The sequence below is a fragment of the Paenibacillus sp. EB106-04-04-XG159 genome, assembly GCF_058791835.1.
Genome location: NZ_JBYTDY010000008.1, coordinates 204,478 through 220,398 on the forward strand (window position 1 = coordinate 204,478; position 15,921 = coordinate 220,398).

Annotated in this window: 12 protein-coding genes; 6 read left to right on the forward strand and 6 right to left on the reverse strand. The window is 50.5% G+C overall.

Annotated features, from left to right (window positions below; all coding sequences use genetic code 11):
- Positions 1-176: 176 nt before the first annotated feature.
- The gene (locus tag AC3WTP_RS12160) at positions 177-1,010 is read right to left on the reverse strand and encodes a WYL domain-containing protein (RefSeq protein ID WP_492394870.1); all 834 of its coding nucleotides are present in this window, start codon (positions 1,008-1,010) and stop codon (positions 177-179) included.
- The gene (locus tag AC3WTP_RS12165) at positions 985-2,310 is read right to left on the reverse strand and encodes a helix-turn-helix transcriptional regulator (RefSeq protein ID WP_492394871.1); all 1,326 of its coding nucleotides are present in this window, start codon (positions 2,308-2,310) and stop codon (positions 985-987) included. Before AC3WTP_RS12165 ends, AC3WTP_RS12160 begins: the two co-directional genes overlap by 26 nt.
- Positions 2,311-2,442: 132 nt before the next feature.
- Here AC3WTP_RS12165 and AC3WTP_RS12170 point away from each other — a divergent pair, with 132 nt between their 5' ends.
- The 4 genes from AC3WTP_RS12170 to AC3WTP_RS12185 all read left to right on the forward strand — a co-directional run bounded on the left by AC3WTP_RS12170 (position 2,443) and on the right by AC3WTP_RS12185 (position 9,114).
- Positions 2,443-3,237 carry a nucleotidyltransferase domain-containing protein gene (locus tag AC3WTP_RS12170; RefSeq protein WP_492394872.1) on the forward strand — a complete coding sequence of 265 codons (795 nt, stop codon included), beginning with the start codon at positions 2,443-2,445 and terminating at the stop codon, positions 3,235-3,237.
- A gap of 618 nt (positions 3,238-3,855) precedes the next feature.
- Positions 3,856-5,598 (forward strand): TerB N-terminal domain-containing protein, encoded by a 1,743-nt coding sequence (locus AC3WTP_RS12175; protein WP_492394873.1) that lies wholly within the window; start codon positions 3,856-3,858, stop codon positions 5,596-5,598.
- Positions 5,599-5,605: 7 nt separating this feature from the next.
- Positions 5,606-6,925 (forward strand): ATP-binding protein, encoded by a 1,320-nt coding sequence (locus AC3WTP_RS12180; RefSeq protein WP_492394874.1) that lies wholly within the window; start codon positions 5,606-5,608, stop codon positions 6,923-6,925.
- Positions 6,922-9,114, forward strand: a complete 2,193-nt coding sequence (locus tag AC3WTP_RS12185) for a DEAD/DEAH box helicase (protein WP_492394875.1) — start codon at positions 6,922-6,924, stop codon at positions 9,112-9,114. Before AC3WTP_RS12180 ends, AC3WTP_RS12185 begins: the two co-directional genes overlap by 4 nt.
- A gap of 812 nt (positions 9,115-9,926) precedes the next feature.
- Here AC3WTP_RS12185 and AC3WTP_RS12190 read toward each other — a convergent pair.
- A complete protein-coding gene (locus tag AC3WTP_RS12190) occupies positions 9,927-10,526 on the reverse strand; it encodes an undecaprenyl-diphosphatase (protein WP_492394876.1) in 600 nt (199 codons plus the stop codon).
- 291 nt (positions 10,527-10,817) lie between these two features.
- On the opposite strand from AC3WTP_RS12190, the gene AC3WTP_RS12195 reads away from it, so the two are divergent.
- Positions 10,818-11,867 carry an S-layer homology domain-containing protein gene (locus tag AC3WTP_RS12195; RefSeq protein ID WP_492394877.1) on the forward strand — a complete coding sequence of 350 codons (1,050 nt, stop codon included), beginning with the start codon at positions 10,818-10,820 and terminating at the stop codon, positions 11,865-11,867.
- Positions 11,868-12,064: 197 nt separating this feature from the next.
- Positions 12,065-12,958 carry an endonuclease/exonuclease/phosphatase family protein gene (locus AC3WTP_RS12200; protein WP_492394878.1) on the forward strand — a complete coding sequence of 298 codons (894 nt, stop codon included), beginning with the start codon at positions 12,065-12,067 and terminating at the stop codon, positions 12,956-12,958.
- A 69-nt stretch (positions 12,959-13,027) separates the two neighbouring features.
- Here AC3WTP_RS12200 and AC3WTP_RS12205 read toward each other — a convergent pair whose 3' ends face one another.
- The 3 genes from AC3WTP_RS12205 to AC3WTP_RS12215 form a co-directional block, all read right to left on the reverse strand.
- The gene (locus AC3WTP_RS12205; protein ID WP_492394879.1) at positions 13,028-14,227 is read right to left on the reverse strand and encodes an MFS transporter; all 1,200 of its coding nucleotides are present in this window, start codon (positions 14,225-14,227) and stop codon (positions 13,028-13,030) included.
- A gap of 266 nt (positions 14,228-14,493) precedes the next feature.
- On the reverse strand, positions 14,494-15,003 hold the full coding sequence (locus tag AC3WTP_RS12210) for a DoxX family protein (protein ID WP_492394880.1): 510 nt from the start codon (positions 15,001-15,003) through the stop codon (positions 14,494-14,496).
- 199 nt (positions 15,004-15,202) lie between these two features.
- The gene (locus AC3WTP_RS12215) at positions 15,203-15,910 is read right to left on the reverse strand and encodes a phosphatase PAP2 family protein (protein ID WP_492394881.1); all 708 of its coding nucleotides are present in this window, start codon (positions 15,908-15,910) and stop codon (positions 15,203-15,205) included.
- Positions 15,911-15,921 lie beyond the last annotated feature (11 nt).

Genomic DNA, 15,921 nt, shown 5'->3' on the forward strand with positions numbered 1-15,921 from the left:
CTGTGATTATAGTAATCATGACCTTATCTTCTATAATGATTACCCAAGCTTAAAGCTTTATTAATGCGCAGTTAATTCTAGTTAATTATTCCTTTCAAATGTCTAAATGATACGCATTCGCAAAATTCGGGTTACCATTGGCTCCTGTGTATCGAACTTGCGGGGAGACGCTCTTCCTAATGTGTGGGCTGCTCTGCCTTTGCTGCAGCGGCAGCGGCTTCGTAGCGCGCTAGGGATTTCGTCGCGGCCTCAAGCATGCGCTTCTTGAGATAATCGCCCTCGATCACACGAACACGCAGGCCGAGAAAGCGAATCTTGGACAGCAGATATTCCGCCTCGTCAGCCATATAACATATCCGAATGCGGTAAATATCTTGTTCTTCGAGGTAGGTCACATCCTTCTCGAAGCAGGCAAATGCGTATAGAATGCGTGACAGCTCGACATTGTACGCGGGAACAATCTCGATGACGGCGTCGGTTCTTCTCGAATCGAGAATACGGTCAATTCGTTTCAGGATATGGTCGGCGCGATTCAAAGGGATCGATTTCTCCGTTACGGATTCGATCTGCTTGAGCTTAATGCTCATAAATGAATGCCGCTTGAGATGGTACCACAGCAGATACCACTCTCGTTTCACCATCGAGTATTCCAGCTTATAGGGATATCCATATTGAAAGGCATTCAGCTCTCCTGACTTGTTGCGATAGGACAGGTGGAAGGCGCTCTTGTTCATAATAAGGCGACGCAGTGTGCGCAGCAGCGGATGGTAGACCTGATGCTCTACGCTGCGCGCTTTTTCGATCAAATGCTCAGCGGTGTCCATGCTATCCTCTTCTTCAAGCAGGACGCTCAGCTTATCGAGCGTCGCAGGTGTGAACGCTGCAGCGGCGGCTGGGTGCTGCAGCACATTCTTCAGCCAAGCCCGTTCGTGAGCGGTTACGATGAAGGTGCCGCTTCCTTCGAGCCGGGATATGATCTGATAGTTAAATATCTTCTCGAACAGATTCATAGTAGGCTTGAATCTCCTTCCACTCCTCGATAAATTGTTGGCGCAGGCGTTTCGGCTCCAGCACCTCGCAGCTCGATCCGAAGCTGCGCAGCCATGGCTTGATCTCCGTCATTCCATTCACCGTGATCTCGTAGACGAAGTATTCTTCATTTTCCTCGATAATGCGTCCCCATGGCCCCTGCTGAAGTACACGCTCTTTCACGAAATTATGATTAGAGACGTTCGGGTTGTAGAAGCGGGCGCGAATTGTCACGGGCTCCCCTGTGTCAATAAGCCAGCTCTGCTGGAGCTTCTTCTCCAGCGTTTGCTTTCGCTCCGTCCAAGCCTGCTCGGAAACAGCTTCAGTCTGTTCCAGCTGGGTGATGCCTTCCATGCGAAATTTGTGAATTCCGCCCATTCGGTTGTGAGCGAGCACATACCAACGTCCATACTGGTGGTCATAGACTACCTGAAGCGGCAGCATATGATGCTCTTTGCCCTCTGCATCGCGCTCGAACAATGGATTCGTATTTCTGGAGGAGTAGCTCTTATCCGCCTTCGGAGAGTAATACACAAACTTAATCTTGCGTCGATTGCGGATCGCGTCGAGCAGCGTGTATAGATGCGCTTCATCTAGAATCCGAGAATAGTAGTGATATTTATATAAAAAAGGTTCTGTAGCATCCGTCTCCATATCGCCGCGCAGCAGCAGCTTCTTGAGTCCGTCTCGCAGCAAATAGCCCTGAACAGAAGGGACCTGTGTGTTGGCCATAACATCCACGTAGTCGTACAGATCGAGCAATTCGTCTTCTGTCAGATCTGCCACCAAGTCATTATGAAGTCGGTAGCGATAGGGACGCGTTGAAGCTTCCTTCTTGATGACGCCAACCTCTTCGAGGTATTTCAGATCAGCGCGAATCGTTTTCTCGTCCGGAACGGCTACATCCACAGGCATGCTGCTAATGCAGAAGTCCAATAGCTCCATTGCTGTCATGGCTTGCTCGTTCATCCCCGCGATCAGAAGCGAGATACGGATACTTTCTGACTCTTTGACCGATTTCGCGCGAAATAAAAACAAGAGCATCGGATCACTCGAGTCGTAGTAGCTGAATCGCAAGGATTCCGCTAATTGCCGTCCTTGTTCCTCAGGAATAGGGGGCGCAATCGTATTGGCAATGTCTTTAAGACGACGGATCGTCTTGTCAAAGGTATGTACGGAAATGCCTAACCTTTCGGCAAATTGCTGCCGGTTATACGCTCCGCTTGTCAGCACAAGCATACGCAGGAATTGAATTTCCTTATCGAAGCTTTCTTTAGCCACGCAGCAGCCCCCGTTTCTTTTCTAGTAATCGAACTATTCTCTTATTGTAGCAGGTACTCGTAATACTTTCGCCATGTTCGTTCTCGATCACAATGAAGATAATAAGGGTGTGAACTTAAAGGAGTGATATTTATGCCGGTTTATACGCACATGATTAAGAGTGAGTTGGAACGAATAGAGCAGGAGGAACAGGTTCGAATCCTATATGCCTGCGAATCCGGAAGCCGGGCATGGGGATTCCCTTCTCGCAACAGTGACTATGATGTTCGATTTATATATGTTCGTCCTGTGGAGTGGTATCTGTCGATATTCGATAAACGGGACGTCATCGAACGTCCGATCAACAACATGCTCGACTTGAGCGGCTGGGATCTGAGAAAAGCGCTTCAGCTATTCCGCAAATCAAACCCGCCGCTTATGGAATGGCTGCAATCGCCCATCCAGTACCTCGAGCGGTACTCGGTCACGGAGCAGATCCGACGGATATCTCCGCTAACCTTCTCGCCGAAGTCCTGTATGTATCATTATCTCAACATGGCCAGAGGCAACTACCGCGACTATTTGCAGGGGGAGCAGGTCCGGATTAAAAAGTATTTTTATGTGCTGCGGCCGATACTGGCTTGCGGCTGGATCGAGAAGTATAACAGCATGCCGCCCATGGAGTTCGATCGACTCGTTGATGCGCTTATTCCCGCTGACAGCATGTTGAATGAGGTCATAGGACTTCTGCTTGCTCGTAAAATGGCCGGCGAGGAGCTCGATATAGAGCCGAGGTTGAATCCTATCAACGAATACTTGGAGGAACGGATCGCCTATTTCGAGCAGACAGCCGGAACATTGACGAGTGCTGCGGGAGTGCAAGATCAGGATAAGCTTGATCACTTGTTCCGCTGTGCGCTGCAGGAAGTGTGGGGCAACGTCGAGTGATGCGTGCGTAGGATGAGCTAGGTTCGCTCATCGCGAGGAAAGCGAAAAAGGTTTTTACCCCGTTAAAGGTGGTCCGAGCGAAGGTTATGCACGCTCTAACGGGTAAAAACCCTGTTAGCGTGTTCACAGTGTTAAACACGCTAGTCACGGTAGGCTCGTAAGCGGTTTTTACCCCGTTACAGGTGGTCCATGCATGGGTTACGCACACTGTAACGGGTAAAAACCCCGTTATCGCGCATGGGATACGCACGCCTGTCATGTCCGCCATTTGGCTATTATCCCATGAACTCAGCAGCTGCCGCACTGAGCGGAAGGGATAATGGTGAGACACTCACTGAGAGGGACATACGATGTGATCTATATCCGAACAAGATATTGAGGATAGATAATAGGAAGAAAAGTGTTCATCGTGAGAAATAATCAATATGAGAAGAACAGCAACGGGGATCCAATATCCCGCAGAATGGCTGTTCTTTTTGATGTGTGCGATGTTTGTGACGATAGGTGCTCATTGCTTCAATAGATGAATCAACACAAGCGGCATATCCCCATCATGAGGATGAACAACGCAATCCAATATACCCGGTAAATAAACTTGTTTTTTGAGCGAACTTATGTTTGGATAAAGATATCGAAATGGATCATGATGCGGTACGAATAGCAGGAAGTCAGCAGCAGGCTTCTGAATGTGAGGTGAACAAGCACAGGATGATGGGCAACGACAAGGAACATTTTCATTATGCAGAAATTGAAATGAACGGCAGCGAGGACAAAGGGATGGTCATCCCGCCGAGGGATCCGTCGCGGCCAGCGCCTGTATCTGTAGGGAGAGATGCCAAGCAGTTTATCGAGTCTCTCAACATTAGTATTGGTGAGCAGTCATTTGTGAAGCAGGCGCGCAAATGGGAGCATCATGTGGATCGTGATGCGAATTTTGTGCCTTTTACGGCCTATTGGCCTACATACGAGAGTATGTCGGAGGCGCAGCGCGGGTGGTATTTTTACTGGCGGAACGAAGTGCGTTATGAGAGGTATCTGCGGACGGACTTGTCGTACATCTTCCTGTATGTGTATGAATTGATCAATGGCATCGGATGGAAGGACCCGCAGGATGGATACTACATGCTGATGGAGGTATGGGGGGCTTACCGCAGTGAGTTTCCACGATTGGATCGCTACCTGGGCAACTGGGTGGCGGACTTTGTGCTTGTTCACCAGCTGGAAGCTGCTTTCGCAGACATTGCGGAACGGGTGCCGCATGCGATATCGGGCGATCTTTTTGAGCTGGAGCTCATGCATCGCTTTAAGACTGATCCAGTGGACCTCTCGATTGATACTGTAGACCTGCTGGCGGATTACAACGTGATGGGAAGCAAGTTCTACGCCCAAGGCGGGAGAGCGGATCTTGAGAAGTATATCCCGAAGGTCATTGCTCTGGTAGATCGGTATATTGTGAAAAAATACGATATGCGCTTAGTCGAAATGTTCCATCCGGGTGAGGTAGAGCAGCGAGAAAGATATTTGTTTCGCGGTGCGCTGTATGATGCTTCACAGTTTGGACGCAGCGTCACGATCGGTGTGATTGCATTGAGTCATTACGCCCCACTGCGCGCGATGATAACGCAGCTTGTTCGGTTAACGGAGAATACACTGCGGCGCCTGCGCGGATTCAAAGGTCAACTGCGGGGAATTAAGGTGGAGGATGGGATCAACACATTGGTCGTGCGGTATTTAGAGCGGGAGCTGGGACATGGGGATGATGCTGCTGCACAGGCCGTACCTAGTGTGAGCATAGACGCAGAGAAGTTAGCGAAGTTAAAGAGCGATTCGGATCGTGTGCGCGAGCTGTTGACGGTGGAAGAGGAAATGTTTGGGCAAGATCAAACGCGAGAGCAAGCGCAAGAGTGTAGTCCAAGTAATGAGCTAGAGCATGTAACTGTGGGAGGACAAAAGGCGGAGCAACCGCAAGGACAGGATCGAAGCGAAGACCTAGGATTGGTGCGAGAGCTTGAGATAGATGAGGGGCTGGTGGAAGATTGTGAACCAAGTCGAGATCAAGGTCAAGAGCGCCAAGAGGAGACGTGTACAGGCGAGCAAGCTTGGAGTTCAGAGCAAATGGACGCGGAATGGGCTGAGTTGGCAGAAATGCTTGAGCCTATGCATCGCCGTGTGCTGGCTGCGCTGTATGAAGGAGCGGGCTCACAGCAATTGATGCAATTGGCGGCTGAATACGGCTCGATGCCGGAGCTGATCGTTGAAGAAATCAATAATGCCGCTATGGATACAATCGGTGATCTGTTGATTGATGGCGAAGCGATAGCGGATGAATATATACCGATGATTAAACATTGGATGGGGTGAATGTGGCATGAATGAAGTGAAGATTCCGAAGCGCATGACGACAGCGCTTGTGAATTCGTTAACCGCGGGCGTTGTGCCGCGAATCGGACTAGAGCATATCGCGGTGGGGCGCAAGCCGGAGATAGAGGCGATATTAAAAGACTTGGACAACATCGCTGAAGGCGGAGCGGCGTTCAAGCTGATCACAGGGCGGTATGGAAGCGGCAAGAGCTTTCTCTTGCAGATGATTCGCAACTATGCGATGGACCGCGGTTTCGCGGTAGCGGACGGCGATCTATCTCCGGAACGGAGGTTGGTCGGGACCAAGGGACAGGGCTTAGCGACTTATCGTGAGCTGATGACGAATCTGTCCACACGGACTAGGCCGGATGGGGGATCTTTGGAAACCATTTTACAAAAGTGGATCATGGTTATTCAACAAGGGGCTATGTCGGAGCTTGGGATTGGTCCAAACGATCCTGCCTTGAACGTGGAAGTTGAGCAGCGGATTGTGGCTGTGACGGGCGAGATGCAGAGCATGGTGCATGGGTTTGACTTTGCGAAGGTGCTGGCTGCGTATTGGAATGGTTATCGGACAATGGATGATGAAATGAAGCAAAATGCGCTGCGCTGGCTGCGGGGTGAATATGCGACGAAGACAGAGGCCAAGAAGGCGCTGGGCGTCGGTGTTATCATCGATGATGACAACTGGTACGACTACATGAAGCTATGGGCTGAATTTACGGCGAAGATCGGATATAAAGGACTGCTGCTCTTTATTGATGAAGGGGTCAATCTGTACAAGATCACGAACAGCATATCCCGGCACAGCAACTATGAGAAGCTGCTGACGATGTTCAACGACACGATGCAGGGCAAGGCGGAGTATTTGGGCATATTCTTGGGGGGAACTCCACAGTTTGTGGAAGATGAACGCCGCGGCTTGTACTCGTATGAGGCGCTGCGGTCGCGGTTAGTCGCTGGACGCTATACGGGTGAAGGTCTGCGTAACTATACGGGACCGATCATCAAGCTGGACATGCTGTCGCATGAGGAAATCCTGATCTTGCTGCAGCGTTTGCGTCATGTGCATGCGTTGCATTATGGATATGAGGCGAAGCTGACAGATGAGCAGCTGATCACGTTTATGGAGCAGGCAGTCGGCAGACTTGGAGCGGATGAGCTGTTAACGACACGGGAGATCATCCGTGACTTTATGGATCTGCTGCATACGCTGCATCAGTATCCAGATCGATCCTTCGCTGAATTGGTCGGGGAGCGCAGTGTGAAGCCTGCGGAAAAAGACCCTGACGAGGTTGGCGACTTCCTGGCGGAGTTTGAGTTATGAGCGGAGTGGGGAGCAGCGGGGGTAACCCGTTTCATCGGCTGGCACCGTTCATCCAGGAGTATATTTATAAGAAGCGTTGGGATACGCTGCGTGACGCCCAATTAGGCGCATGCCGAGTATTGTTTGAGACGCAGAATCATTTGCTGATCGCATCGGGAACGGCATCGGGCAAGACTGAAGCGGCGTTTTTTCCAGCGTTGACCGAGTTATACGAGAATCCGGCTAAATCAGTAGGTATCTTGTATATTGGGCCGTTGAAGGCGTTGATTAACGATCAATTTGAACGTTTGAATGATCTGCTGCGCGAGGCACATATCCCGGTGTGGCATTGGCATGGGGATGTGGCACAGGCGGAGAAGACGAAGCTGGTGCGCAATCCGTCCGGCGTGCTGCAGATCACGCCGGAATCGCTGGAAGGCTTGCTGATGAATAAGCCGAATGCGATTCCAGCGATGTTCTCCGATCTGCGCTATGTCGTGGTGGATGAAGTCCACGCCTTTATGGGCGCGGATCGCGGGACGCAGGTGCTGAGCTTGCTGGCGCGGATTGAACGGATGGCGGGGTGTCATCCGCGACGAGTCGGATTATCAGCGACGCTCAGCGATTATGATACAGCCTGCGCATGGCTTGGAGCCGGCACCTCCAGCGCGGTGGAGGTGGTCGCGCCGCAAGGCGGGCGCAAGCTGCGGTTGAGTGTGGAGCATTTTTCGTTCCCGGATGCGAAGAACGAGGAAGAAGCCGAGCAGCTGGCGAATGCGCGCAAGGCTTATTATGACTATATTTATGACCACACGCGCTTGAAGAAGGCGCTGGTGTTCACGAACAGCCGCACCGATGCGGAGGTGACGACGCTGGAGATGCGGCGAGTCGCGGCTCGTCGGCAGGAGCCGGACGTGTTCTATGTGCACCACGGCAGCATATCCGCGATGCTGCGCGAGGAAGCGGAAGCCGCGCTGCGATCGGGGCATGGCCCCGCTGTCGCGGCGGCGACTCTGACGCTCGAGCTCGGCATCGACTTAGGCGAGCTCGAGCGTGTGGTGCAGCTGGGCGCGCCGTACAGCTGCTCCAGCTTTGTACAGCGCCTCGGCCGTTCGGGACGGCGGGGCGAGGCGGTGTCGGAGATGCTCTTCGTCGTCCCGGAAGAGGAGGACGAAGAGGCGCAGCTGCCCGCGCGCATGCCGTGGACGCTGCTGCGGGCGATCGCGGTCACGGAGCTGTACGTGCGCGACAAGTGGGTTGAGCCGATCCAGCTGCGCAAGAAGCCCATCGGTCTGTTATATCATCAGACGATGAGCATCTTGAAAGGGATGGGCGAAGCGACACCCGCGGAGCTTGCGCGCGAGGTACTGACTTTGCCTCCGTTTCAGACGATTGAAACGGAAGAGTATCGAATGTTCTTGAATTATCTGCTGCAGACCGATCATCTGCAGCTGACAGAAGAGGGCTCGCTCATCATCGGCCTGACGGGTGAGAAGATCGTGAACAATTTCCGTTTCCTAGCCGTCTTCAAGGACGATGAGGAGCATGTCGTATATAACGGCTCGGAGGAGATCGGCTCGATCACGACTGTCCCGCCGCCCGGCTATTGCTTCTCGCTGGCCGGCAAGCTGTGGAAGGTGGTCGAGATCGACACCAAGCATAAAGCCGTCTACGTCAAGGCGACGCGCGGCAAGGTGGACACGCTCTGGCTCGGTGGAGGCGGCGACATGCACACGCTCGTCATGCGCAAGATGCGCGACGTGCTGGCGGACAGCACGATCTACCCATATCTCGCGCCGCGTGCGGTCAACCGCCTGGAGCGCGCCCGCCGGCTCGCGCGCGAGAGCGGCCTGCTGACGCAGAGCGTCATCCCAGCAGGCGGGGACTCGCACTTCGTGCTGCCATGGGTTGGCTCGAAGCCGTTCCGCACGCTGGAACGCGTGCTGAAGCACCGTCTCGCCGAGCGGCTCGCACTTCGCTCCATCGTGCCGATGGAGCCTTACTACATGGTCGTCTCCGGCCGCGCCGACGCCGACACACTGCTGCGCGAGATCCAGCACGAGCTAGCGAACTGCGAGGATCCGATCACGCTGCTTGCGCCGGAGGAGGCGCCGTACATAGGGAAGTACGACGAGTTTGTGGCGCCCGAGCTGGTGCGGCGAGCCTTCGCGGTAGACGGACTGGAGATTGAAGGGGTTACTCTGCGATAGTGGATTAAAGAGGACCTATTCCCGAATTCAAAAAAGACGCACAAGATGAAACTCATCTGTGCGTCTTTTTTGCGCAACTTAGCCTTAGCGCGGCCAGTTGGCGGCGTCCGCGGACACACAAGCCGTTATTTAGCCTCAAACCCAACATTTTGTGTATCTAACGGACCGTAGTTCCACTATTCCTCATCATTTCGCCTCAAATTGCTCTTTTCAAGGCAAATAGCGTCTCCTGTGTCCGCAAAACTCGTGAAACCCCCCTGTTTCGGAGAAATAATAGCTTCTGTGTCCGTTTCATCTCTATGGGCATAGGGGCAGGGCAGCCATGCCAATTGCTAAACGATTGCATGTTCAGAGCGTTGCTGCCTCTCAACTCTCATGCATCCTGCTTCTAGATCGATCGTATCACGAACCCGCTCTGCACTTTAGCAAGCACCTCGCCAAGCACTTCGCCGCTAAGCTTGTTCTTTGGTCGACAATTAGCCAATGCTAGCGCTGCTGGCGGCGCCCGCGGACACACAGGCCGTTATTTAGCCTCAAACCCAACATTTCGTGGATCAAACGGACCGTAGTTCCGCTATTCCTCAACATTTCGCCCCAAATTGCTCATTTCAAGGCAAATAGCGTCTCCTGTGTCCGCGAAACTCGTGAAATCCCCCTCTTTCGGAGAAATAACGGCTCTACGGTCCGCTGCCCCGTAGATTCCCTTGCAAATAGGCACTAATCATATGAAGCTCACCGCTCCAATGAAACAAAAATAGCACCCAGAAGGATGCTATTTTCTAGAGTATGATCGCTTTTTACAGAACTCGGGTTTAATATCTACCTTTTGCAGGGAGAATTCGTTGTTCACCTCTCTCGTACATGGCGAGCAATGACTGGATGAACCGCAACTGAGGCACGATCCAATAGACTAGAACCGCCGACGCAATTGCCAACAGAGCACCCACAATGACATCTGCGGGGTAATGCACACCTACGCCGATGCGCGAGATTGCGCCACAGCCTGCAACCAAAAGCCATAGGCAGCTTAGAACGTTCTTTTTTCTACGAACCAGCCAGAAGGAAACGCAAACTGACACAAACAAGATCGTATGGTCGCTCGGAAACGAATTGCCCACCGTCTTCTCGATCAGTTTATTGACATCAGGCAGCGCCGCAAATGGCTGCGGATTCGAATATAACAGCCCAACGGCCTTCCCAAGCGCTTCAGCAAGCAGAAACGCCAATCCAGCCTGAATAACCATCATCCGATTCGAACATATTCTCGTAAACCAATAGATCACCATAGCAGCAGCCAAGATATATACCAAATCTTCAGCAAAGAACACAAACACAGGATTCAGAAATGTATGTTCAATCCCTAAGTTATTGATCGCGCGAAACCACTCCACATTAATGTCCATCAATGACACAAGGATCGCCTCCCTCTTACATTATTAATAGCATCAATATACTAGGTGAGTGCTTGATGAGAAATCGATGAACATGACATTCATATTTCATTTCTGTAAGGTAGGAAGTTGTCTATGCGCTAAACGGATGAGAGTATGGTCAGCAGGTTCTAGTCCTTAGGTCTATAAGGAATGAACGCCATCTAGTCGTAATATCCCATCTTTCGACTTATAGCGCCGCAAATGCTTGACCACCTGAAATGAGCGCCTATAGAATGTGTTTGATAGGTAAAATATACTGGGGGTAAATTGATGTTTAAGCTAAGAGCACTATGTGTACCGCTGCTTCTAGCGATTTCGCTGACGATTGGTGTGGGAAGCGCTTCCGCGGAGCAGATGTTTCGCGACATTGACAATCACTGGGCGAAGACGACTATTGAATGGGGCGTATCCAAGGGAATTGTTAAGGGTTATGAAAATGGCACATTTAAGCCAAATCAAAATGTGACGGAAGCCGAGTTTATTCGCATGCTGGTTGTTGGAATTACAGGTAAGGACTTGGAGGATTCGTACCTGACAGATCGCTGGTCAGATAAGTATTATAACTTCCTCTACTTTAAGAACTATCCGGTCGATGGTTACGCTGATCTGCAGCTTAGAAATAAATATATAACGCGCGAGCATGTGGCGGAGATCGTGTCCAGTGCGGACGGTGTGAACTTTGAAGGCGATCGGGCGATTCAATACGTCTTGGGGAAAAAGTATGCGTTAGGTCGCATTCCTGGAGAAAATACGATCAAAGGGTACATGGGGCATGAGACGATTACACGCGCCGAAGTGCTGCAGCTGATTAAGAACTTGACGGATCATGGCATGTCTAATCTATATGACCGTCCATTGGAGCCGACTTCGGAAGCCAGATTGCCAAGACTGCCGACAGATTGGGATCTATACCGGGATGAGATGTATTTGGTGATTAGACAGAAGGTATTTTCCAAATATGAAGGATATCGAATCTACGACGATGGCAGCAGCAAGATTGTGATGTCGAAGACGAAGCAGCAGGGGCAAGCTGAAGATGCGGTCGCGGTAGAATTCGAACAGCAGATTCAATCCTTCAGCGGGGTGTCGGTATCGGATATAACGGACAGTACCCAGCGCAAGATGCTGGTTGACGTGCTGAACTTATACGGATTCAAGGCTGACGATGCTTTTATGAAGAAGGTCGATGAGGTAGAGAAGAATAAGAAGGAAACATCGCTTCTTGTGAGCGGCAAGATGCTAGTGATCGATCCACAGATTACGAGCCCGGCAGGGAATGTCACGATTTATTATAAATGGTGGGATGAAGCTCGTTCATAGTATGATGGATGGAAAAGGAGACTGTTCTCGCATTAGCGGGGACGGTCTTCTTTACTTGATACATTTATCGACTGGAATGTCATAAATTTAATTTGCATATAAGCTGTTATCTTCCTCGTGAGGGGATTATGATAGAAGAATGAAATAGGTAAGTTCTGTATTATATGTAGAGGTAATATGAAATGGAGTGATCACAGTTGAAGCAAGAAGTGAGTTCGTACCCGCATGAATTACGCTGCATGTCCTTTAATATCAAGAACGCTTATGATCTAGAGGGTCCGAACGTTTGGAATCATCGCAAAGAGATGGTAGCAGGCTTGATCAAGTTTCATCGCCCTGATATGGTAGGACTTCAAGAGGTACTCTATCAGCAGCTTACCGATCTGGAACAGGCGCTTCCGGAATACGGCTGGATCGGTGTTGGGCGTGAAGATGGTGATAAGGAAGGGGAATTTTCTTGCATCTTCTATCGCAAGAAGCGGTTAAAGCTACTCGAAGAGGGAACGTTCTGGCTGTCTGAGCAGCCGGATACTCCGGGATCTATGGGATGGGATGCAGCCTGCACCCGCGTCGTGTCTTGGGCACGCTTCCATGATGTGCTTAACGACCAGATCTTCTATCACTTCAACACCCACTTTGATCATGTTGGCGTTGTGGCGGTAGAGCAGAGTGCGTACCTCATCCTGAATCGTGTGAACACTCTTGCTGCTGGATATCCTGTCGTGTTGACTGGAGACTTTAATGTAACGTCGAATTCGAATACGTATCGGATCTTGTGCCAGCAAGAATCCGCGTCGCAAACTGCTGAACAGCCTAATGTCTCTTTTCGTGATGCGAGCCTAGCAGCGGAGTACAAGCATTTTGGACCAACGTTTACATTCCAGGATTTTGATTCTGTGGCTGTTGCGGCACGTACATATCCGATGATACAAGCTGCAATTGAAAGCAAGCCAATCGAGTTTGAAACACCGATTGACTTCATCTTTGTAAGCGATCCTATTAAAGTTGATAGCTACGGAATAATTGCCGATCATAACTCGGGTAAGATGCCTTCGGATCATTTTCCGATTATTGCGGATATCCGATTGTAGCCTATATACATAGCAGAACCGCTGGAGCAATTCCTCCAGCGGTTCTGCTATGTTATGCGTTTGCGTTGACTACGCGCCTGCTGACGTTGAGTGAGAGCTCGGCTTGCGCTGAATCCAGTATCCGAAGCACATCGTGCCGAGCAACAGCAGGCCTGTTACCAAGAATACGGCATGTACGTTGAACATGCCGCTGAGCATGCCGCCTGCGAGCGGTCCCAGCATACCGCCAATCTGGCTTGCCGTCTGGTTCAAGCTGAATGCCCGACCGCGGAATTCCGGTGCTGTCGAGCGAACGACCATCCCGTTCAACGCAGGGAAGACTGCGCAGAAGAAGGCGCCGTACACGAAGCGGATGATGGAGAAGCTGTATATATTCTCGAACAGAATCTGAGCGAGCGATCCCAGTCCGCCTGCCAGCAATCCGATCAGCAGCACCTTGTGGAAGCCGATCCTGTCGGCTAGCTTGCCCCAGCGGGCTGCGAACAGGATGCTTGCGATACCGACGAGGGAGAAGACGAAGCCGGAGAGCAGCGATGCATTCTCGCTCGATCCGCCGATCTCTATGACATACAGCGGGAGTACAGGCTCGATCGTCATGACTGAGAATTGGGTCAACAGCGTCAATATTAGTACGAACATGAGCGCCTTGTTACCGCGTGCAACCTTGATCGTATTCACAACCGAAATTTTGTCCTTGCTCGGTACGAATTTCTCCTCTTTGACCCAGAAGATGACCAGTATCGTCGCGATGAAGCATAATATGCCTGCAATGGCGAACGCCAATCGATTGCTGAATAGATGGGATAGCAAACCGCCGATCAATGGCCCCATAATGCTGCCGGTCGCGGTTGCGGTGGACATCATGGACAGCGCGTAACCGACTTTTTTCTCAGGAGTATTCGTACCGACGATTGCAATTGAGCCTGGTATAAATCCCGAGAGCAAGCCTTGAAGAAGTCGAATCGCAAGCAATTGATATTGATTCGTGACGAATGCCATCAAGATGTACAAGATGAATAGGACGAGTCCAGCGCGAATGATCATCGGCTTGCGGCCGTACTTGTCGCCAACTGCTCCCCAGAATGGAGATGAAATGGCCCCCGCCAGAAAGGCGGCGCTGAATAGGAGGCCCGACCATAATTCAAGATGCTCAGTAACGCCTAGATCAATGAGAAACAGCGGTAGAAACGGGATTACCATTGAGAAGCTTGATGATACGATAAAAGATCCGAACCACAGTATGACTAGGTTCTTTTTCCAGCTTTCCATGACTATTTCACTCCAGAATGACTATTTGTTTAGTATGTGCAAAGTATGTCGCCGAACATTTCTCTATCGCTTATGTTAACAGATGTTGGATGGACTAAACAATCATAGAAATGACCCTTTGAATGAAATAACCGACACCGTTACTTATAAATAGACAAAAAACAACCTCTACCACGCATTATTCGGCGGGGTAAAGGCGTTAATAGAAATGACTAGCAATTTGTGGAATGTGAATTGTAATTCGCAATATAGATGATTAGAAGTCGTTACACGGTAGGTTTATGATGAGGGGTGCTGTTGTTGGCTGTGCGTTTGTTGAACCATTTGCTGAATACATAGTGATCAAGACCAAAGCGGGCTGCATTATTGCCTGCGATTAGAATGAGAATGCCAAGGATGAGCAGGATTGGGTTCGTGCTGACTGTTCCGCTCAAGAGGAAGGCCATGTTCATAACAACTCCAAAGAAAGCGGCCGTCTTCGTTAATCCTCCAAGGATCAAGCCCACACCTACTAACACTTCGCCCCAAGATACCAGGAAGGTGAATAGATCGGCATTCGGCAGTGCGACATGTTCTAGGAACCAAGCCCACCAGGCTGTAACAGCGGGGTGTTCACCTGTAGCTTTCCCAATCGCTCCTTTCAGAAATCCACTTGCATCAAAGGTTCCAAACACTTTGCCAATACCTGCGGTCAGCCAAGCATACCCGAGGTAGAGGCGAACGATTAACAACAGTCCTGCAGCCCATTTGTTGGTTCGCATAAATTGGATGAACATAAAATATTCCTCCTTATACATGAACGCTTATTTTGTGAAGAATCTTACTTTGTTATAATTCAATTTTAAACATCTCGAGCATGAAATACAATGGAAAATTAGTGAACATAATCACATAATCAAAAAAGGGCGTTCGCCTCCCTCGAGATGACTGGGAAGCAATCGCACCTTCTTAGCATTAGGTTGTCTAATCTATCTATTACCGAACACTATTCTTCTGGCTGGATCTGCTGCAAAGCCAGCTAAGCGTATACATACAAGCAAGCAGCCATACGCCACCGGCTATAAAGCCTGCCAATACATCTGTAAAGTAATGCACACCTAGATAAACACGGCTCATTCCGATTGCGGCGATCATGATAACGGCTGAGGGCAGAATGTACCAGGTAGGGCGATCATACGCTCTCATGATTCGGAAGAGAAGATAAGCGAGCATGCCGTAGAAGGCCGTGGACACCATCGCGTGGCCGCTCGGAAAGCTGTAGCCGGTGGCATGTACCCAATGCTCCCATTCAGGACGAACACGATGAAATATGGATTTTAGGCCTTCATTGAGTAGATAGGAGCCGCCTAGTGAGACTAACAGCATCACGGCATGTGCTTTCAACTGCTTTCCATACGCCAACCAAGCCGCTATGACAAGGGACAAGGGAATAATGATATAGCTGTTGGCCAAATGAGTGATCCAAGAGACGATAGTAGTTAACGGAGGTGAAGCGACTTGTCTCAGCGACTCTGTGACTTGATAGTCCAGCGCGGTAAACTTATCTGCAAACACTCCCTTGGAAACATAGGCAAACAAGAGAAGAAGCACCGGGACAAGAACGACACCCCAAGCGATGTGAAGTGTAACATTAACCACCTCATTCTTTGTGATGGGTGATTGTTGACGTATATCATCAGACATAATTTGATAGC